Source organism: Arthrobacter sp. fls2-241-R2A-172, assembly GCF_030208885.1.
Classification (GTDB): Bacteria; Actinomycetota; Actinomycetes; order Actinomycetales; family Micrococcaceae; genus Arthrobacter.
This window is the reverse complement of the sequence record NZ_JARVTB010000004.1, coordinates 551,233-570,135: the sequence shown is the minus strand read 5'-3', so window position 1 is coordinate 570,135 and position 18,903 is coordinate 551,233. Positions and strand designations below refer to the sequence as shown.

Annotated in this window: 19 protein-coding genes; 8 read left to right on the top strand and 11 right to left on the bottom strand. The window is 62.8% G+C overall.

The genetic code is table 11. From position 1 onward, the window contains the following. Positions 1-8: 8 nt before the first annotated feature. The 3 genes from QRM57_RS10815 (at position 9) to QRM57_RS10805 (ending at position 2,528) form a co-directional block, all read left to right on the top strand. On the top strand, positions 9-887 hold the full coding sequence (locus tag QRM57_RS10815; protein ID WP_257369276.1) for a glutamate ABC transporter substrate-binding protein: 879 nt from the start codon (positions 9-11) through the stop codon (positions 885-887). 91 nt (positions 888-978) lie between these two features. After that, the gene (locus QRM57_RS10810; protein ID WP_257369277.1) at positions 979-1,629 is read left to right on the top strand and encodes an amino acid ABC transporter permease; all 651 of its coding nucleotides are present in this window, start codon (positions 979-981) and stop codon (positions 1,627-1,629) included. Then, positions 1,626-2,528, top strand: a complete 903-nt coding sequence (locus QRM57_RS10805) for an amino acid ABC transporter permease (RefSeq protein WP_284986560.1) — start codon at positions 1,626-1,628, stop codon at positions 2,526-2,528. Before QRM57_RS10810 ends, QRM57_RS10805 begins: the two co-directional genes overlap by 4 nt. Before the next feature lie 64 nt (positions 2,529-2,592). On the opposite strand, the gene dapE is transcribed toward QRM57_RS10805, so the two are convergent. Continuing rightward, complete coding sequence (dapE, locus tag QRM57_RS10800; RefSeq protein ID WP_257369279.1) at positions 2,593-3,708, bottom strand: succinyl-diaminopimelate desuccinylase; 1,116 nt, start codon at positions 3,706-3,708, stop codon at positions 2,593-2,595. A gap of 85 nt (positions 3,709-3,793) precedes the next feature. On the opposite strand from dapE, the gene dapD reads away from it, so the two are divergent. Further along, a complete protein-coding gene (dapD, locus tag QRM57_RS10795) occupies positions 3,794-4,819 on the top strand; it encodes a 2,3,4,5-tetrahydropyridine-2,6-dicarboxylate N-succinyltransferase (protein WP_284986559.1) in 1,026 nt (341 codons plus the stop codon). 13 nt (positions 4,820-4,832) lie between these two features. Next, on the top strand, positions 4,833-5,675 hold the full coding sequence (locus QRM57_RS10790; RefSeq protein WP_284986558.1) for a hypothetical protein: 843 nt from the start codon (positions 4,833-4,835) through the stop codon (positions 5,673-5,675). Between the two features lie 11 nt (positions 5,676-5,686). Here the strand turns inward: QRM57_RS10790 and QRM57_RS10785 are convergent, their stop codons facing one another. Continuing rightward, positions 5,687-6,298, bottom strand: a complete 612-nt coding sequence (locus QRM57_RS10785; RefSeq protein WP_284986557.1) for a hypothetical protein — start codon at positions 6,296-6,298, stop codon at positions 5,687-5,689. A gap of 102 nt (positions 6,299-6,400) precedes the next feature. Continuing rightward, positions 6,401-7,024 (bottom strand): TetR/AcrR family transcriptional regulator, encoded by a 624-nt coding sequence (locus tag QRM57_RS10780; RefSeq protein WP_257369282.1) that lies wholly within the window; start codon positions 7,022-7,024, stop codon positions 6,401-6,403. A gap of 80 nt (positions 7,025-7,104) precedes the next feature. Here QRM57_RS10780 and galE point away from each other — a divergent pair, with 80 nt between their 5' ends. Continuing rightward, positions 7,105-8,121 (top strand): UDP-glucose 4-epimerase GalE, encoded by a 1,017-nt coding sequence (gene galE, locus QRM57_RS10775; RefSeq protein ID WP_235516892.1) that lies wholly within the window; start codon positions 7,105-7,107, stop codon positions 8,119-8,121. 63 nt (positions 8,122-8,184) lie between these two features. On the opposite strand, the gene QRM57_RS10770 is transcribed toward galE, so the two are convergent. From QRM57_RS10770 to fdxA, 3 genes are all read right to left on the bottom strand, one after another. Further along, a complete protein-coding gene (locus QRM57_RS10770; RefSeq protein ID WP_024817462.1) occupies positions 8,185-9,468 on the bottom strand; it encodes a citrate synthase in 1,284 nt (427 codons plus the stop codon). 232 nt (positions 9,469-9,700) lie between these two features. After that, positions 9,701-10,849, bottom strand: coding sequence for a succinyldiaminopimelate transaminase (gene dapC, locus QRM57_RS10765; RefSeq protein ID WP_284986555.1), 1,149 nt, complete (start codon positions 10,847-10,849; stop codon positions 9,701-9,703). Between the two features lie 14 nt (positions 10,850-10,863). Then, positions 10,864-11,190 (bottom strand): ferredoxin, encoded by a 327-nt coding sequence (gene fdxA / locus QRM57_RS10760; RefSeq protein ID WP_211711286.1) that lies wholly within the window; start codon positions 11,188-11,190, stop codon positions 10,864-10,866. A 135-nt stretch (positions 11,191-11,325) separates the two neighbouring features. Here fdxA and QRM57_RS21055 point away from each other — a divergent pair, with 135 nt between their 5' ends. After that, positions 11,326-11,574 (top strand): putative acetyltransferase, encoded by a 249-nt coding sequence (locus tag QRM57_RS21055; RefSeq protein WP_502868639.1) that lies wholly within the window; start codon positions 11,326-11,328, stop codon positions 11,572-11,574. On the opposite strand, the gene QRM57_RS10755 is transcribed toward QRM57_RS21055, so the two are convergent. Together QRM57_RS10755 and typA are read right to left on the bottom strand one after the other, a co-directional pair. Beyond that, positions 11,510-11,923 (bottom strand): hypothetical protein, encoded by a 414-nt coding sequence (locus QRM57_RS10755; RefSeq protein WP_235516901.1) that lies wholly within the window; start codon positions 11,921-11,923, stop codon positions 11,510-11,512. The two genes, QRM57_RS21055 and QRM57_RS10755, sit on opposite strands and share 65 nt — an antisense overlap. A gap of 34 nt (positions 11,924-11,957) precedes the next feature. Further along, entirely contained in the window at positions 11,958-13,874 is a 1,917-nt protein-coding gene (gene typA, locus QRM57_RS10750) for a translational GTPase TypA (RefSeq protein ID WP_257371175.1), read from the bottom strand. A 283-nt stretch (positions 13,875-14,157) separates the two neighbouring features. Here typA and QRM57_RS10745 point away from each other — a divergent pair, with 283 nt between their 5' ends. Continuing rightward, the gene (locus QRM57_RS10745; protein WP_284986554.1) at positions 14,158-15,009 is read left to right on the top strand and encodes an SGNH/GDSL hydrolase family protein; all 852 of its coding nucleotides are present in this window, start codon (positions 14,158-14,160) and stop codon (positions 15,007-15,009) included. Positions 15,010-15,106: 97 nt separating this feature from the next. Here the strand turns inward: QRM57_RS10745 and QRM57_RS10740 are convergent, their stop codons facing one another. Genes QRM57_RS10740 through QRM57_RS10730 form a run of 3 tightly spaced genes read right to left on the bottom strand, consistent with a single transcriptional unit; the run spans position 15,107 to position 18,736 of the window. Then, positions 15,107-16,822 carry an ABC transporter ATP-binding protein gene (locus QRM57_RS10740; protein ID WP_284986553.1) on the bottom strand — a complete coding sequence of 572 codons (1,716 nt, stop codon included), beginning with the start codon at positions 16,820-16,822 and terminating at the stop codon, positions 15,107-15,109. An 11-nt stretch (positions 16,823-16,833) separates the two neighbouring features. Then, on the bottom strand, positions 16,834-17,817 hold the full coding sequence (locus QRM57_RS10735) for an ABC transporter permease (RefSeq protein WP_257371177.1): 984 nt from the start codon (positions 17,815-17,817) through the stop codon (positions 16,834-16,836). Continuing rightward, entirely contained in the window at positions 17,807-18,736 is a 930-nt protein-coding gene (locus QRM57_RS10730) for an ABC transporter permease (protein ID WP_235516911.1), read from the bottom strand. Before QRM57_RS10730 ends, QRM57_RS10735 begins: the two co-directional genes overlap by 11 nt. Between the last annotated feature and the right edge of the window lie 167 nt (positions 18,737-18,903).

Sequence of the window (18,903 nt, the reverse complement as noted above, 5' to 3'; positions counted from 1 at the left end):
GGAATGTCATGAAGGCTTTTATTACCCGGAGGAAGTCGCTCCTGGTGGCCGCTTCGGCCGTGCTCGCCCTCTCCCTGAGCGCCTGTGGAGGTGGCGGAAGCTCCACCACTCCCCCTGTTGCCTCGGCCAGCTTCGATGCCGGAACCACGATGGAGAAACTGAACAAGGCGCAGAAGATCACCATCGGCACCAAGTTCGACCAGCCGCTCTTCGGCCAGAAGGGCCTTGATGGCAAGCCTGTCGGTTTCGACGTTGAAATGGGCAAGGCAATCGCCGCCAAGCTGGGCATCCCCGCCGACAAGATCGAATGGGTTGAGACCGTCTCCCAGAACCGCGAATCGTTCATCGAGCAGGGCCGCGTAGACCTCGTCATCGCTACCTACACCATCAACGACGCCCGTAAGGAAAAGGTCGCTTTCGCCGGACCGTACTACGAAGCCGGCCAGGCATTGCTGGTGAACAAGGACGACAACTCCATCACCAAGCCTGAAGATGTCAAGGGCAAGAAGGTCTGCTCCGTCACCGGTTCCACCCCTGCCAAGACCATCGCTGAGAAGTACGGCGCAGAGGTTGTCCCCGCCGCAACCTACACCGCTTGCCTTGAGCCGCTGCGTAACAAGCAGGTTGTGGCTGTCACCACCGACAACGTCATCCTCGCCGGCTACGTCGACAAGGAACCGGACGCATTCAAGCTCGCTTCGGACCAGACCTTCACCAAGGAGCCCTACGGCATCGGCCTGAAGAAGGACGACACCGTCTTCCGCAACTGGATCAATGACCAGCTTGAGGGCTTCGAAAAGGACGGCACCTACAAGAAGGCCTGGGAAGCCACTGCAGGAAAGGTCATCAAGACCGCTCCTTCACTTCCTGCGATCAACCGCTACTAGTCGGGACCAGTCAGCTGCCGCCGCCCGATGGACGGCGGCAGCTGACGAATCCAGGACCCTGTTCCCTGATTAGCTGCAGCCAAAGGAACCCATGGACGCCGTCATAGCAAGCCTCCCCCAATACTGGGACGGATTTCTCCGCACCCTTTACCTTTCCGTCATTTCAGGAATCATTGCCCTCATCGTCGGGACGATCCTGGCGGCCATGAGGGTCTCCCCCGTGGCTGCCCTCCGCGGATTCAGCACGTTCTACGTTGAAGTCGCCCGAAACACACCCCTCACCATCATCTTCTTCTTCGCCGCGATCGTTCTGCCGCGGTTGGGCGTCAAGTTCGAACAATTCGAAGTCGCCGCCATCATCGCCCTGAGCAGCTACACGGCCGCCTTCATCGCCGAAGCCGTCCGTTCCGGCGTCAACAGCGTGCCCGTAGGACAAGCCGAAGCCGCCCGAAGCATCGGGATGACCTTCATCCAGGTGCTGGGCTTCATCGTCCTCCCCCAGGCTGTCCGCACTGTGATCCCGCCCTTGATCAATATCCTGATCGCCCTGGTGAAGAACTCATCGGTAGCCGGCGCCTTCTTCGTCCTTGAGCTTTTCGGCTATGGCCGCAAGCTCTCCAACGACTACGGCGACCAGGTTCTTTGGATCCTGCTCGGGGTGGCGTTCTTCTACCTCCTGATCACAGTGCCGCTGGGCCTCCTGGCTCACTTTGTTGAACGTAAGGTGGCGATTGCCCGATGACCTCGGTTCTGTACGACGTCCCCGGGCCCAAGGCCCGCCTCTACTCGCTCATCGGCTCCGCCGTCGGCATCCTGATCATCTTGGGCATACTCGCCATTGCGGTGACCACCCTGGCACAACAGGGAATCTTCGACGCCGACCGTTGGGAAATCTTCTACGGTCCCATGGCGCCGGATGTCTGGAGCTTGATCGGCCAGGGCATCCTGTCCACGCTGGCAGCGGCAGCGGTAGCAGCGGTCATCGCTTTCCCGCTCGGCATCGCACTGTGCCTGTTGCGGATTTCCCTGATCGCCTGGATCCGTATCCCCACCCAGGTGGTACTGGAATTCCTGCGTGGCATGCCCGTGGTCCTCATGATGTTGTTCATCCTGCTGGTCTTTGCCACCGGTCAGTTCCAGGCCGTCGTCGTGGGCCTGACGCTGTACAACGCCGCCATCTTTGCCGAAATCCTCCGTGCAGGCATCCAGTCGCTGCCCAAAGGACAACGCGAAGCGGGCCTGGCCATTGGCCTGCGGAGCTTCCAGTCCCGGATGTCCATCGAGTTTCCGCAGGCCGTGCGCCGCATGCTTCCGTCATTGGTGGCACAGCTGGTGGTCCTGTTGAAGGACACCTCGCTGGGCTACATCGTCGGGTACGAGGAATTGCTGCGGAAGATCCAAATCATGGCAGACTTCCTCGGGCCGAACTTCCTGTTCCCTGCGTTCTTTGTGGGCGCTGCGATCTACATCCTGATCAACCTGACGGTGTCACGGATTGCGATCCTGATTGAGCGCCGCGGCTCCAAGAAGGCCGCGGGTGGAATGGCTCCGATGACAATTCGCACCGGCCTCGAAGGGACCGGCAACGACCCCGTTGCGCAGAACGTGGTTCCTGGCGCTGCGAACCCGGAAAAGAAGTAGTCTCCGCACCACGCAAAGAAGGTCCGCAGCCACCAGGCTGCGGACCTTCTTTTGATTCGTCGGGCTAAGCCAGCCACGTCCGCAGTGCCCTCAGGCACTCACGGATCGCATCGGCGTCGACGTGTTCGTTGTCTTTGTGCGCCAGCAGGGGGTCGCCGGGGCCGAAGTTCACCGCCGGGATTCCCAGCTCACTGAAACGCGCGACGTCGGTCCATCCGTATTTGGGCTTTGGCTCGGCACCAACGGCGGCAACGAAGGACGCGGCGGCGGGGTGGTTGAGTCCCGGCCGCGCGCCCGCAGCGGCGTCGGTCCGGACGACGTCGAACCCTTCCAGCAGTTCGCGGACGTGGGCTTCGGCCTGGTCCGGGGTCTTGTCCGGGGCAAAGCGGTAGTTGATCTCCACCACGCACCGGTCCGGGATGACGTTGCCTGCCGTGCCACCCTTGATCTTCACGGCGTTGAGGCTTTCACGGTAGTCCAGGCCGTCCACGTTGATGGTGCGGGGTTGGTAGGCGGCCAGCCGTTCCAGAATGGGAGCGGCAGCATGAATGGCGTTCACTCCCATCCATGCGCGGGCGGAGTGCGCGGTTTCACCCAGGGTGGTGGCTTCGAACCGGCTGGTTCCGTTGCAACCACCCTCCACCGTGCCGTGGGTTGGTTCCAGCAGGATCGCGAAATCGCCGTGGAGCTGCTCACCGTGGTTCCGGACCAGACGCCCCAGCCCGCTCTTGACCGCTTCCACTTCCTCATGGTCGTAGAAGACGAAAGTCACGTCCTTGTCCGGCTGCCTGCCGTCGTCGAACAGTGTGGCGGCCAAGGCGAGCTGCACCGCCACGCCGCCCTTCATGTCGGTGGTGCCGCGGCCATACAGCACACCCTCCCCCGGCGTGCCGGACTCCCAAGTGGCCGGAACGGTACCCAAGGAACCTTCAACGGTGGGCAGCGGGACCGTGTCCAGGTGCCCGGCCAGGATGACGCGCTCAGCCCGGCCAAGTTCGGTGCGCGCGATAATCGCATCGCCGTCCCTGATCACCGTGTAGGCGGGAATGGCGCGGAGGGCTGCCTCCACGGCGTCCGCGAGCTCAGTCTCGTTTCCGGACACGCTGTTGTAGTCGATGATCGCCGCTGTCAGCAAGGCGACGTCCTGGCGCAGGTCAAGGAGGGCAGGGTTCTGGGTCACTGCTCCAGCTTAACAACCCCCATTGCGACCTGCTGTCCGTGAGACGGGTTTTAACCGACCTCTGCCTGCTGGATACACTTGGCGCATGACTGAAACTGCTTCTTCCACCGTGCCCGCAAGCACAGCCACCGACACCCGCTCAGCCTACGGATTCGGCCTCGCCACCATTGCCACCTCGGCATCCGGGGAAGCATCCGTGCTGGACGTCTGGTACCCGGCACCTTCCTTGGGTGTCGCCGCTGACTCTCTCCGGGACGTGGAGAACGCTGATCCTGCCCTGACGGCACTCGCCGACCAGAGCAAGGACGCAGACCGCGGCACCGAGCAGAAGGTCGTCTTCGCCCAGATCGACCTCGACGCCGCCCCGGCAGACACTGCCGACGCCTACCTGCGTTTGCACCTTCTTTCCCACCGCTTGGTGAAGCCGAACAGCATCAACCTGGACGGCGTCTTCGGCAAGCTCCCCAACGTGGTGTGGACCAACTTCGGCCCGGCCGCGGTTGATGGCTTCGAGCTGACCCGGGCGCGGCTGCGCAAGCGCGGCAACGTTGTGGTTTACGGCGTGGACAAGTTCCCGCGCATGGTTGACTATGTCGTTCCCTCCGGCGTGCGCATCGCCGACGCCGACCGTGTCCGCCTCGGCGCCCACCTGGCCGAAGGCACCACCGTGATGCACGAGGGCTTCGTGAACTTCAACGCCGGCACCCTGGGCACCTCCATGGTCGAGGGCCGCATCTCCGCTGGCGTCGTCGCCGGCGACGGCACCGACGTTGGCGGCGGAGCCTCCATTATGGGCACCCTCTCCGGTGGCGGCAAGGAAAAGATCGCACTGGGTGAGCGCGTCCTGCTGGGCGCCAACTCCGGCGTAGGCATCAGCATCGGCGATGACTCCGTGGTTGAAGCCGGCCTGTACGTCACCGCCGGCACCCGGGTTCGCGTGCCGGGGCCCAAGGACGAGAACGGCGAGGACACCAGCACCATCATCAAGGCCGTGGAACTCTCCGGTGTTCCCAACCTGCTGTTCCGTCGCAACTCCACCACCGGCGGCGTGGAAGTCCTTCCCCGCAAGGGCCAGACGGTGGAGCTGAACGAGGCACTTCACGCCAACTAGCAGGAGGAAATCCGTGCGCCGGTTCCGCCGCGCCATCGTTGCGGTGCTGGCCTTGGCCCTCATAGCAGGGGCAATCTACGCGATCGTGGCTGTACTGCAGCGCTCCGAGACCCTGGTCACGGAGCGCTGCGTCGCCGTCGTAGGTTCTGACAGCCACGAGCTCGCCACGGACCAGGCAGCCAACGCTTCGCTTATTTCCGCGATCTCCGTCAGGCGCGGACTTCCCCCGCGTGCCGCGAGCATCGCCCTCGCCACGGCGATGCAGGAATCCAGGCTTCGCAACATCAACTACGGTGACGACGCCGGTCCCGACTCCCGCGGCCTGTTCCAGCAGCGGCCCTCGCAGGGTTGGGGCACGGAAGCCCAAGTGATGGACCCCGTGTATGCAACCAACGCGTTCTATGACGGGCTGGTCAAAGTGCCCGGCTTCGAAACCATGGAGATCACCCAAGCCGCGCAAGCGGTCCAGCGCTCGGCATTCCCACGCGCCTACGCTCAGCATGAACCGATGGGCCGCGCCTTCGCGTCGGCGCTGACCGGGCACTCGGAGTCATCATTGAGCTGCGAATTGCGCATGCCCGAAGCGGCAGGCGACCCTGCCGCCGTCGTCGATGAACTTTCGACGGCGTTCGGCACCCAGCCGGCCACCGTCCAGGGCCGGACGGTGCAGCTGGATATCAGCGGAACCCAGGCCTGGGCCGTGGCTCATTGGGCTGTAGCGAATGCCAAGACGCTGTCCATCACGCAAGTCGATGTTGCCGGCCAGACCTGGAACCGGGAGAAACGCAACGGCTGGCAAGCGTCGGCGGCTCCAGCCGGACCGGTCACCATCACGGTGTCTGCCCCCACCACCTGAGTTTCTGTAGGTCAGACCAGGAGCTCCACCACCGGCTGGACGTAACTGCGGAACACGTCCGGCTCCGACAAAAGCCGGTGGCTCATGATCATGGTGTTGGGCTCCAGATACCAGGCCCGGGGTTCGCTGAGTGGCAGTTCGATGATGGTGAGCTCGAAGTCCCGGGAGCTCCTGCCGACCTCCAGGAGCCTGTCCTCCACCATCTCGTTCAGCACTTGGGTGACGCCATTTGCCTCGCGCGCTGCTTCCAGGTCTGCGTACTCGTCGATCCTGTCCGTTGCCCAACCAAGGGCAGAGCCGAAATGGGCCTGGAGGACACGCTGGAGGGCAGGCGAATTCCCGAACGCCTTGAAGCTTGGCGGTGCCAGCTCAGATGCGGGTTTGGGATAGGACTTCACCAGGCTTTCCCACCAGGCCTCCCACTCGGTCTTGAGGGCCTGGATGCCCCCAACATCCGAGGTCAGGTGGCTGTGGTCGGCGTGCCGGACCTTGGGCGCTGCATGGGACAGCAGCGGCGTGCCGGCACCGTCAAGACCGGCAATGTCACGCAAGTACAAGGCAATGAGCATCGGCCCCGAAGTATCCATGGTGATGCGCCATCCCGGGCCGCCTGACTCATGCATCCGAATTCCTCCCTTTGGCAGGTCCCCGACAAGTCCCAGTCTATTCCCGTTAACCCCCGGCGGTAGAGGTCCGGACCCACTGCTTCGCGGGGGCGGAACCGGCTACCGGGATACCGGTGACGCTTCCAAGGAACGCAGGTGGGCGGCGAGGACGTCGCTGCACATTTCAGCGGTCATCCACTCGGGCTGGAGCAATGAGTGCATGCACAGACCGTCGAGGGTGGCCAGGAGCCTCTCAGCCTCGGTGACGAGGCCTTCTTGGGCGCTTTCTCCGGGATTCAGCGCCATGATCAAACGCCCGACGACGGCGGCTACGGTACGGTGGCTGCGCTCGGCTTCTGCGGCCAGCACCGGTTTGATGCGTGCAGCATGGCGGAAGGCCATCCAGACGCAGGCATCCACGGCCAGTTCTTCGTCGAGGGGAAGGAATTGGCCGAGCAGGTTCAGGACGGCCACGTGCTGTTCCTGGCTTCCGGGTGGCTCGGCTTCGACTGCACTGAGTGCGGCCTCGAGCCTGCCGGCTATACGGTCGATCACTGCGCCGAAAGAGAAGGCCAGCAGCTCGTCGCTGCTGGCGAAGTAGTGGCGCACCGAGCCCACTGCCAGCCCCGCCTCATCGGCTACTTCCCGCAGGGACGCCCGTTCCAGGCCATCACTGGCAATGATCCGAAAAACAGCGTGGACGACTTCCTGGCGCCGGGCTTCGGCATCAACAATTTTGGGCACTAATTGTTTTTAGCACGAACGTGCTTCCACACCCCTCAACACTGAGCGGCGTGGCTTGGATTTCCGATAGCGTAGGGACCATGAAAATTCTTGTCACGGGTGGCACCGGCTACATCGGTTCGCACACCGTTTTGTCCCTTCAGGAAGCCGGGCACGACGTCGTCGTGCTGGATAACCTGGTGAATTCCAGCGAGGAATCCCTCCGCCGGGTCTCGGAGCTGACCGGCAAGAGTGCCGCCTTCCACAAGGTTGACCTGGTGGATGAGCCGGCCGTGGAGGCCGTTTTCGACCAGCACCAGATCGACGCCGTGATCCACTTCGCCGGGCTGAAGGCCGTGGGCGAATCGGTCCAGGAGCCACTCGCCTACTACTACAACAACATTGTGGGCACCCTGAACCTGCTCCGGGCCATGGACAAGCACGACGTCCGCTCCATTGTGTTCAGCTCCTCCGCCACCGTTTACGGCGAGCACAACCCCATCCCTTACATCGAGAAGATGGAAATCGGCGCGAACAACCCTTACGGCCGCACCAAGGAACAGATCGAGGACATCCTCTCGGACCTGGGCAACGCGGACGACCGCTGGCATATCGCACTGCTGCGCTATTTCAACCCCGTGGGCGCCCACCCGTCGGGCCGGATCGGCGAGGACCCCCAGGGCATTCCCAACAACCTCGTGCCATTCATTGCCCAGGTAGCCGTGGGACGCCGCGAGAAGCTCATGGTGTTCGGTGGGGACTACGACACCCCTGACGGCACGGCACAGCGCGATTACATCCACGTGGTGGACCTCGCGGACGGCCATGTGGCAGCACTGAACTACATTGCCGAACGCGCAGGCGTTCGCCGCTGGAACCTCGGCTCCGGGCGGGGTTCTTCCGTCCTTGAGGTGCTTCGGTCCTTCGAGAAGGCCGTTGGCCAGCCGATCCCCTACGAAATCACGGGCCGCCGCGCAGGCGACCTCCCTGCCTTCTGGGCCGATGCTTCGTCCGCCCTGGCCGACCTCGGCTGGTCCACCACCAAGACGGTGGACCAGATGTGCGAGGACCACTGGCGCTGGCAGAAGAACAACCCCTACGGGTACAACGCTTCCTGAAACAACGACGGCGGCCGCCCACCTCGCGCGAGGTGGGCGGCCGCCGTCGTTACTGGCTTGGTACTAGTTAGCCGGGTAGTTGCGCTCCGGCTCCCCTGTGTAGAGCTGCCGCGGACGGCCGATCTTGGTCTGGGGATCGTTGATCATTTCGCGCCACTGGGCAATCCAGCCCGGGAGGCGGCCGATGGCGAACAGAACAGTGAACATCTTCTCCGGGAAACCCATGGCCTTGTAGATCAGGCCGGTGTAGAAGTCGACGTTCGGGTACAGCTTGCGCTGGATGAAGTAGTCATCCGCAAGGGCCTTCTCTTCAAGGCGCATGGCGATGTCCAGGAGTTCGTCGTTGCCGCCGAGCTTGCCAAGAACTTCGTGTGCCGTTGCCTTGATGATCTTGGCGCGGGGGTCGTAGTTTTTGTAGACACGGTGTCCGAAGCCCATGAGGCGGACGCCGTCTTCCTTGTTCTTGACCTTCTCCATGTAATCCTCGGGCTTGATGCCGTCGGCCTGGATCTGGCGGAGCATCTTCAGCACGGCCTCGTTGGCACCACCGTGGGCGGGACCGAAGAGGGCGTTGATGCCGGCGGACACCGAGGCGAAGAGGTTCGCGTTGGACGAACCCACCAGGCGCACCGTGGACGTGGAACAGTTCTGCTCGTGGTCGGCGTGCAGGATGAGCAGGAGGTCCAGGGCCTTGACGACAACCGGGTCCATTTCATACTGCTCGGCCGGAAGGCCGAAGCTCAGGCGCAGGAAGTTCTCCACCAGGTTCATGGAGTTGTCCGGGTACAGCATCGGCTGGCCAATGGACTTCTTGTGCGCGTAAGCGGCGATGACCGGGAGCTTGGCCATGAGCCGGATGGTGGAAACTTCCACGTGCTCCGCGTTAAAGGGGTCCAGCGAGTCCTGGTAGAACGTGGACAGCGCGGAAACGGCCGAGGAAAGCACCGGCATGGGGTGGGCGTCGCGCGGGAACCCGCCGAAGAAACCCTTGAGTTCTTCGTGCAGGAGCGTGTGGCGGCGGATCTTCTGGTCGAACTCTTCCAGCTCCGTGGGAGTGGGGAGGTTCCCGTAGATCAGCAGGTAGGAAACTTCGAGGAAGCTCGAGTGCTGCGCGAGCTGCTCAATCGGGTAACCGCGGTAACGCAGGATGCCTGCGTCGCCGTCGATGTAGGTAATGGCCGAGGTGGTGGCCGCTGTGTTCATGAAGCCGGGGTCATAGGCGACGGCGCCCGTCTGCTTCAGCAGCTTGGAAACGTCGTAGCCTTCGTTTCCTTCTACAACCTTGATGCGCGGCAGTTCGAGTTCGCCGCCGGCATGGCGCAGTGTCGCGCTGGTGGTCTCAGTCATGGAGTCCCCTTCATGAGGCCTTTGGGCCTCTATCGAACGCTTGTCCAACCAACTTCTGGTGTCGCCGCCTTCGGCCCTACTGTTGCAGGGCTCCAACGGCCGAAGTGCTTTCTTAGAGAAGGCCACCATTGATAGTCAGTTAAAAAGCTACCGCCAGTAACCCTGCGGAACTAATCCGTGCCGTCCGGTTACTGGCGGAATAGCGCCATAAGTGGCGCAAGTCACAGCTTTGTTATGAGCCTGTACCCAAGCGCTCGACGGCGGCATCAATACGTTCGTCGCTGCCCGTGAGCGCTACACGGATAAAGCCGTTTCCAGCGTCTCCGTAGAAAACACCCGGCCCCACCACGATGCCCAGCTCCGCGAACCGCGCCACGGTGTCCCACGTTGGTTCTCCCGCAGTGGACCACAGGTACAGTCCGGCCTTGGATTCCTGGATCTGCAAACCGAACTTCTCCAGCGCCGGGACCAGCCTTTCGCGGCGGCCACGGTACAGATCTTTTTGGGCCAGGACATGGCCGGCATCCCCCAGTGCCACCCGCATGGCTTCCTGGACGGGGTAGGGAACGATCATGCCGGCGTGCTTCCGGCTGTTCACCAGGTTGGCCATGATTGCTGAGTCGCCGGCGACAAAGGCCGCACGGTACCCGGCTAGGTTCGACTGCTTGCTCAATGAGTACACACACAGCAGACCGTCCGTGGAACCGCCGGTAACACGGGGATCCAGGATGCTTGGTACAGCCTCTCCCCCGCGCTGGGCGTCCCATTCGCCCCAGCCGAGTTCGGCATAGCATTCATCGGAAGCCACCACGGCGCCAATCTCGCGGGCTTGTGCCACGATCCGGCGCAGCGACTCAACGTCGCGGACGCTTCCAGTGGGGTTACCCGGCGAATTGATCCAGATCAGCCGTACCTTCGCACGGGTGGCGGGGTCCAGTGCCTCGAGGTCATCCGCGGCAACTGCCGTGGCTCCTGCCAGCGAGGCGCCGATGTCATACGTCGGGTAGGCAACCGTGGGGCGCACCACAACATCGCCCGCGCTCAGTCCGAGGAGGAACGGCAGCCAGGCCACCAACTCCTTCGACCCAACTGTGGGCATGACATCCTTGGGGTCCAGCCCCGGTACGCCGCGCCTGCTTGCAAACCAGTCCACCACAGCTTGACGCAATGCCTCAGTGCCGTGGACGGTCGGGTAGCCGTGCGCGTCTGATGCGTTGGCCAAGGCCTCGCGAATCAATCCAGGTGTGGGATCCACCGGCGTGCCGATGGAGAGATTCACCACGCCACCAGAGTGCTTGGAGGCGGTGGCAACGTAGGGCGCCATGGCCTCCCACGGGTAGTCAGGCAGGTTCAGGCCGAAAGCCGGCGCCGCGGAAATCAACGAAACTACCGCCCTTAGTGGTCTTGGTTCTGCGGGGGCAGTGCGGCAATGAAGGGGTGGTCCTTGCCCGTGTTACCGACCTTCGCAGCCCCACCCGGCGAACCGAGGTCGTCGAAGAACTCGACGTTGGCCTTGTAGTAGTCGGCCCACTCTTCAGGGGTGTCATCCTCGTAGTAGATGGCCTCAACAGGGCATACCGGTTCACAGGCACCACAGTCGACGCATTCATCGGGGTGGATATAGAGGGAACGCTCACCTTCGTAAATGCAGTCGACAGGGCATTCTTCAATACATGCCTTGTCCTTGACATCCACACACGGCTGCGCGATTACGTACGTCACGTCCCAGACCTCTCCACAGTTTGTCCCGGTGATGACCGGGGTAATACGGCCGGCATCATGCCGGGCACTCAACTTCCGAGCCTATTATCCAACAGTGCGCCGACGCCAACCTAGCCCGCGTCTTAGTATGAATCCGTGACTTCGCCGCATTTGCCACCCGGACAGTTCCTTCGCAGTGCAGAGCCGGGAATCCGGGTCGTGGTGCGCTACAGGATCGAAGACGGCTTAACGGACGCGCTGGGCTACCTATTGAGAAGCAGCGACAGCAGCTGCACCGTGCGTACCCGGACGTCCGACGTCGACATTCCACTGGCGATGGTCATCGCCGCGAAAGAGGTTCCGCCGCCACCGCCGCGGCGGGCTTCCCGAATCGCAGGCGACTGACAACCACCAGCATGATCATTGTCACTGCGCCGATGCCGAAGACCCACACATTTCCGACGGCGTCGCCCAGCACCAATTGCTTGGCCGCGCCCGCAGACGACAGGACGCCGACGGCGGCATAGCTCACCACGCCGGCTACCGCCGTTGGGGCTATCGAGCGCGTCCAGGCGGCCAGCCACAACTGAACGGACGCCAGAAGCACCAAGGCCGCGGCGACTCCCCACGGGACCTCGACGCCGGACCAGAGCGCGCTTTGACGGTGCAGGGCGGTTCCTGCCGCGGCAACGAAAAGAGCCGCCGGTACGGCCGTGGCAATGCCACGGGCCGCACCGGCGACTCCTCTCTTCATTCAGCTGTTCCTGGCTGGTTCAGGCCAGTACAGGCTAGGACTTGGCGCGGGCGCGGTTGGCCTTCGCGCGCTCGTTGGAGTCCAGGATGACCTTACGGATACGAATGGCATCCGGGGTGACCTCGACGCACTCGTCTTCACGGGCGAATTCGAGGGACTCTTCGAGGGTGAGGTCGCGCGGCGGCGTCAGGTTCTCGAAGGTGTCGGAGGAAGCGGCACGCATGTTGGTGAGCTTCTTTTCCTTGGTGATGTTGACGTCCATGTCATCTGCGCGGGAGTTCTCGCCGACGATCATGCCTTCGTAAACCTCGGAGGTGGGCTTCACGAAGAAGGAACCGCGCTCCTGCAGGTTGATCATGGCGAACGGGGTAACAACACCGGCGCGGTCGGCGATCATGGAACCGTTGGTGCGGTACTCGATCGGGCCGGCCCACGGCTCGTAGCCCTCGGAGATGGAAGCAGCGATACCGGCGCCACGGGTGTCCGTGAGGAACTTGGTGCGGAAACCGATGAGGCCACGGGCAGGCACGATGAATTCCATACGGCACCAGCCCGTACCGTGGTTGGCCATGTTGGTCATGCGGCCCTTACGGGCTGCCATGAGCTGCGTAACAGCGCCAAGGTACTCTTCGGGCACGTCGATGGTCATGTGTTCCATCGGCTCGTGGACCTTGCCGTCGATGGTCTTGGTGACTACCTGCGGCTTGCCAACGGTGAGCTCGAAGCCTTCACGACGCATCTGCTCGACGAGGATGGCCAGTGCCAGCTCGCCACGGCCCTGAACTTCCCAGGCGTCGGGACGCTCGGTGGGGAGGACCTTGATGGAGACGTTACCGATCAGTTCCTTGTCCAGGCGATCCTTCACCTGGCGGGCCGTGACCTTGGCGCCCTTGACCTTGCCGGCCAGCGGCGAGGTGTTGATACCGATGGTCATGGAGATCGCGGGATCGTCCACGGTGATCAGCGGCAGCGGCTGCGGGTTCTCGGCATCCGTGAGGGTTTCACCGATGGTGATCTCCTCGATACCGGCCACAGCGACGATCTCGCCCGGACCAGCCGACTCGGCGGGAACGCGGGTGAGCGCCTGGGTTGCCAGGAGCTCGGTGATCTTCACGTTCTTGAGCTCGCCGTTGGCACGTGCCCAAGCAACGGTCTGGCCCTTGCGGAGCGTGCCGTTGTAGATGCGGAGCAGGGCGAGGCGGCCAAGGAACGGCGAGGCGTCCAGGTTGGTCACGTGGGCCTGGAGCACGCCGTCCGGGTTGTACGTCGGAGCCGGGATGTGCTCAATGATGGTCTTGAAGAGGGGCTCGAGGTCCTCGTTCTCCGGTGCCGAGCCGTTGGCGGGCTGGTCCAGGGATGCGCGGCCAACCTTGGCGGCAGCGTAAACGACGGGAACTTCGAGGACCTTGTCCAGGTCCAGGTCCGGAACTTCGTCCGCGAGGTCCGAAGCCAGGCCCAGGAGGAGGTCCATCGACTCGTGGACAACCTCGTCGATGCGGGCGTCGGGGCGGTCGGTCTTGTTGACCAGCAGGATGACGGGCAGGTGCGCTGCAAGGGCCTTGCGGAGCACGAAGCGGGTCTGGGGCAGCGGGCCCTCGGAGGAGTCGACCAGCAGGACGACGCCGTCAACCATGGACAGACCGCGCTCAACCTCGCCACCGAAGTCGGCGTGGCCGGGGGTGTCAATGACGTTGATGGTGATGGTCTCGCCATTGGACGACGGGCCGTTGTAGGCAACCGTGGTGTTCTTCGCGAGGATGGTGATGCCCTTTTCGCGCTCCAGGTCACCGGAGTCCATGACACGGTCCTCAACCTCACCATGGGAAGCGAAGGAGTTGGTCTGCTTGAGCATGGCGTCGACCAGGGTGGTCTTACCGTGGTCAACGTGTGCGACGATCGCGACGTTGCGCAGATCGCTCCGCGACGCAGTGTTGGTGATGGTTTCAGACATGCGTTAATGACTCGATTCAGTGGTGAAGTCAGCTGTTTGTATCCGCGCGCATACCTGATCGACTTGATCGGAACACACAGCGAAAAAGACCCCGGGACACAGGGCACCTAAAGCAAGTCTAAACGCAGAAGCATTTATGCGCCTAAAAAGCAAGCCATCAGCGGCTGGGATGTGGCCTTGCTCACAGCACATCACTGTTTAGTAACCACACGTCCACTTGCTGGATTTTCCGGCGTTCGTGCCCCATGATTGCAGCAGAACCAGTGCCACACGGAGACCTACGATGCGCAAAGCCCCGGCAACGTTCCGCATGCTCGCACCATTGATCGCCGTCGGCGTTCTTTCGGTGGGCTGCGGACAGAACCAAACACCACCCGAAACCGTCTCAACGCGATCAGCCGCGCCCGGGCCGGCACAAACGTCCGCCGCGGAAAAACCCCTGCGGTCCGCGCCCTCCCCGACCGCACTGAACCTGCCTGTCGGTTCCCTGTACAAGAACCCCACGAACAACCGCAACGAACTGGTGCTGGCCGACGTACGCCACACGGCGGTACTGATCGGAGACTCGCAGGCCATGCCCAAGGACTCCTGGCCGCAGCAGGGCATTGCTGCCCTGGGATACAAGCTGCATGTCGTGGGCATGGGCGGGACGGGCTATGTTGCTTCGAACGGCAAGACGGGGAACTACATTGACGCACTCCAGCGTGGCGACTGGGTACTCCCCTATGGCGAGCCTCCCCTGATCGTCATCGAGGGCGGCGGCAACGACGCCACCCAGCGGGCAACGGACGCCCAGATCACCGGCAATGCCGAACGGCTGCTGGCGGCGTTGACCAAGCGCTACCCAGGCTCCAAGCTCGCCATGATCGGTACCCTCGCCCGCGGCGCCAGTAACGGCGGCGCCCGACGCACCGAAGTGGACGCGCTCGTAGGCAGGATCGCGGCAAAACACGGCATACCGTTCGTCAGCGCCGGCGACTGGCTCACCCGGTACAACGCGGTGGGAGATCTCCAGGACGGCGTCCATCTGAAACCCGCAGGACACGCCAAGCTGGGGGCAGTCCTGGCCCGCGAACTCGCCGCGTTGGGCCTGACCGCGCGTCCTGACAGTGAAACCGCGACGCCAGCACAGTAGCGGCCTGCAGGCAGCTTAAACGGCAAGAGCCGGTGGTTTCCTTTGGGGAAACCACCGGCTCTTGCTATATGCGGCTTTGTTGGTGTTCGACGCCGGGTCAGGCCACCTCGGGCGGCAGAAGCAGCGAACCACCGGGGATGGCATCCAGCAGGGCCTGGGTGTACGCCTCACGGGGGTTGTCGAAGACGTCGTCCGTGCTGCCCGTTTCCACCAGCTTGCCCTTCTGCATCACGCAGACGTGGTCCGCGATCTGCCGCACAACGGCGAGGTCGTGGGTGATGAACAGGTAGGTCAGGCCCAGGTTGTCCTGGAGCTCTGCCAACAGGTTCAGGACCTGGGCCTGCACCAGCACGTCCAAAGCAGAGACGGCCTCATCGCAGATGATCACTTCGGGGTCCAAGGCCAGTGCACGCGCAATCGCAATACGCTGGCGCTGACCGCCGGAGAGTTCATTCGGGTAGCGACGCATGGTCGACTGCGGCAAGGCCACTTGGTCCAGAAGCTCACGGACCTTCTTCTCCCGGCTGGCCTTGGTGCCGATCTTGTGGGTGCGCAACGGCTCTTCAATGGTCCGGAAGATGTTGTACATCGGATCGAGGGAGCCGTACGGGTCCTGGAAGATGGGCTGCACCCGGCGGCGGAACTTGAACAAGTCCCGGCTGTTCAGCGTGGAGGTGTCGACGCCGTCGAAAATGATCTTTCCGGACGTCGGTTCCAGCAGGTTCAGCACCATCTGGGCAACAGTGGACTTGCCCGAGCCGGACTCCCCCACAATCGCCGTGGTGGTACCGCGGCGAACGGAGAACGAGACTGAGTCAACAGCCGTGAAGTCAGTGGTCTTGCCAATACCTCCACGGAGCTTGAAGACCTTGGTCAGGTCCTCAACCTTCAGCACCTCCTCGGGAAGTGCCGACTCGACCACCACGGGTTCCGTGGGGGCCAGCAGCTCGTCGGACTCGACACCCTGTTCCTTGGCGACCTGGATACGGCGGGACGCCAGGGAGGGCGCTGAGGATACCAGTCGCTTGGTGTAAGGGTGCCGCGGGTTGCGGAGCAGCTCGAGGGACGGACCGGATTCCACAACCTGGCCCTTGTACATGACCACTACCTTGTCCGCCCGCTCGGCCGCCAGGCCGAGGTCGTGGGTGATGAGCAGAACGGCCGTACCCAGCTCGGACGTCATCTTGTCCAAGTGGTCCAGGATCTGGCGCTGGACCGTCACGTCAAGGGCCGACGTTGGCTCATCCGCGATCAGCAGGCGCGGCTGGCAGGAAAGGCCGATGGCGATCAGCGCACGCTGGCGCATGCCGCCCGAGAACTCGTGCGGGTACTGCTTGGCGCGGCGGGCTGCGTCAGGCAGGCCTGCCTCGGACAGGACCTTGGCAACATCCTCGGGGCCTGACGGAAGACCGTTGGCTTTCAAGGTCTCCTTGACCTGGAAACCGATCTTCCACACCGGGTTGAGGTTGGACATCGGGTCCTGCGGCACCATCCCAATGGAATTGCCGCGGAGTTCGATCATCCGCTTCTCGCTCGCGTGGGCAATGTCTTCCCCGTCGAACAGGATCTCGCCGCCGGCTACCCGGCCGTTCCCCGGCAGCAAGCCGATGGCGGCGAGTGCCGACGTCGACTTCCCCGAACCTGATTCGCCCACGATGGCCACAGTTTCACCGGGCATCACCGTGAGGTGCGCATTCCTGACGGCGTTGACCTCACCATTGCTGGTGGCGAAGTTGATCGCGAGGTTCTTGATCTCCAGAAGGGGACGCTGGGAGCCGGCGACTTCTTCCTGGATGTGAACTGAAGAGTTCATGGCTTCGCCTTTCATCGCTTACGCGCTTTGGGGTCGAGGGCATCACGCAGGGCATCGCCGAGCATGATGAAGCTCAAGACTGTAATCGACAGGGCAATAGCCGGGTAGAGCAAAGGCATCGGGTTGGAACGCAACGAAGCCTGCGCCGCCTGGATGTCGTTACCCCACGACATAACGCTCGGTGGGAGCCCGATGCCGAGGAAGGACAGCGTGGATTCGGCCACGATGAACGTGCCCAGCGAGATGGTTGCCACAACGATGATCGGAGCCAACGAGTTGGGGAGCACGTGGCGCAACAACGAACGGAACTTGGAGACACCCAGGGAGCGGGCAGCGACCACAAAGTCGGCATTCCTGACTTCGATAACGGCCCCACGGGTGATGCGGGCAATCTGCGGCCAGCCGAAGACGATCAAAATCAGTACCAACGTCCACACCGTGCGGTTCGCACGGAAAACGGGCAGCTGCATCATGACAATGGCGCCGAGGATAAGCGGCAAGGCAAAGAAGATGTCCGTCAGGCGCGCCAGCAGGGCGTCAGCCCAGCCACCGTAATAACCGGCCAGCGCACCAATGATGCCGCCAAAAAGAACGACGCCGATGGTGGTGAACAGGCCAACAGTCACCGAGGAACGGGTACCGAAGATGACGCGGGCATAAACGTCACAGCCCTGCTGGGTAAACCCGAGCGGGTGCCCGGAAGCGGGCCCGCCATCGGAGTTGGACAGCTGGCAGGCCTCGGACGTGGGATCGATCTGCGAGAACAGGCCCGGGAAGAGCGATACAACCACGACAGCCAGGATCATGATCGCCGAGATGATGAACAGCGGCTGCTTACGCAGGTTCTTCCACGCTTCGCCCCAGAGGCTCGAAGGCGCGGAGTCCTCCTTGACCTTGTCGGTCGCCTGGAGGGGCGTTTCTTCAAGATCGGCAACGAAGTGCTCGATGTGGCGCGGGGCGGTGTCCTGCCCAGTGAGGTTATTTTCAGGAGTCATAACGGATCCTCGGATCAAGCCAGGCATACAGAAGGTCAACGAGCAGGTTGGAGAGACAGTAGATCAACACCAGCACTGTGACGATGCTGACCACGGTTGGGCCTTCACCGGACAGGACGGCACGATACAAACGGTTACCCACACCAGGGACGTTGAAGATGCCTTCCGTAACGATTGCTCCACCCATCAGCGTGCCGAGGTCGGCTCCCAGGAAGGTCACCACCGGGATGAGCGAGTTGCGGAGAATGTGCACATTGATGACCCGGAAGCGGGACAGGCCCTTGGCCGTCGCGGTCCGGACGTAGTCGGCATTCATGTTCTCGATGACGCTGGTGCGGGTAAGCCGCAGAACGTAAGCGAATGATGCCAGGCCAAGAACGATGGCCGGCAGGATCAGGTCTTGAACCGTAGCCGCCGCACTGACCGTGGGTTTGGCCCACCCCAGTTGCACGCCAATGAAGAACTGCAGGATGAAGCCGAGCACGAAGATCGGGATACCAATGACGATCAGGGATGCGATCAACACGGTGCCGTCGAAAAGCTTGCCCTTGCGAAGACCTGCGACCAAGCCGAAGGCGATGCCGAAGACAGCTTCAAAAATCAGGGCCATGACGGCGAGGCGTGCTGTGACGGGGAAGACCTCGCCAAGTACGGCTGCGATCGGCCGGCCGGAGAAGTCCTGGCCAAGGTCGAACGTGAAGATGCTCTTGAGGTAGAGCAGGTATTGAACAATGAAGGGCTGGTCCAGGTTGTATTGGGCACGCAGCTTGGCCGCGACCGCTTCGTTGACGGGTTTGTCGCCGAAGAGTGCAGCAATGGGGTCGCCAGGAAGGCTGAAGACCAGGAAATAGACCAGCAGTGTCGCTCCCAGGAAAACGGGAATCAGCTGGAGGAATCGTTTAAGGATATAGGTGGCCATCAGCTCACCACACCCCGATCAGCAGGCACCCGGGGCTGGGGTGCAGCGGAGTTGTTCATCAAAGAACCTTTTCGTCTGATGTGCAAACGTTCCATGCCAAGGCAGTGTAGGCCTGCACAAGGACGCCCAACCAGAGTTGGGCGTCATTGATTTGCAACGAGATAAGG

What these genes read in the sequence shown, in the direction of transcription:
- QRM57_RS10730 (WP_235516911.1), bottom strand. Translation starts at nt 18,736, where the DNA reads ATGGCCACCTATATCCTTAAACGATTCCTCCAGCTGATTCCCGTTTTC.
- galE (WP_235516892.1), top strand. Translation starts at nt 7,105, where the DNA reads ATGAAAATTCTTGTCACGGGTGGCACCGGCTACATCGGTTCGCACACC.
- QRM57_RS10810 (WP_257369277.1), top strand. Translation starts at nt 979, where the DNA reads ATGGACGCCGTCATAGCAAGCCTCCCCCAATACTGGGACGGATTTCTC.
- QRM57_RS10770 (WP_024817462.1), bottom strand. Translation starts at nt 9,468, where the DNA reads ATGACTGAGACCACCAGCGCGACACTGCGCCATGCCGGCGGCGAACTC.
- QRM57_RS10785 (WP_284986557.1), bottom strand. Translation starts at nt 6,298, where the DNA reads ATGCATGAGTCAGGCGGCCCGGGATGGCGCATCACCATGGATACTTCG.
- QRM57_RS10815 (WP_257369276.1), top strand. Translation starts at nt 9, where the DNA reads ATGAAGGCTTTTATTACCCGGAGGAAGTCGCTCCTGGTGGCCGCTTCG.
- QRM57_RS10735 (WP_257371177.1), bottom strand. Translation starts at nt 17,817, where the DNA reads ATGACTCCTGAAAATAACCTCACTGGGCAGGACACCGCCCCGCGCCAC.
- QRM57_RS10755 (WP_235516901.1), bottom strand. Translation starts at nt 11,923, where the DNA reads ATGAAGAGAGGAGTCGCCGGTGCGGCCCGTGGCATTGCCACGGCCGTA.
- dapD (WP_284986559.1), top strand. Translation starts at nt 3,794, where the DNA reads ATGACTGAAACTGCTTCTTCCACCGTGCCCGCAAGCACAGCCACCGAC.
- typA (WP_257371175.1), bottom strand. Translation starts at nt 13,874, where the DNA reads ATGTCTGAAACCATCACCAACACTGCGTCGCGGAGCGATCTGCGCAAC.
- QRM57_RS10805 (WP_284986560.1), top strand. Translation starts at nt 1,626, where the DNA reads ATGACCTCGGTTCTGTACGACGTCCCCGGGCCCAAGGCCCGCCTCTAC.
- QRM57_RS10740 (WP_284986553.1), bottom strand. Translation starts at nt 16,822, where the DNA reads ATGAACTCTTCAGTTCACATCCAGGAAGAAGTCGCCGGCTCCCAGCGT.
- QRM57_RS10745 (WP_284986554.1), top strand. Translation starts at nt 14,158, where the DNA reads ATGCGCAAAGCCCCGGCAACGTTCCGCATGCTCGCACCATTGATCGCC.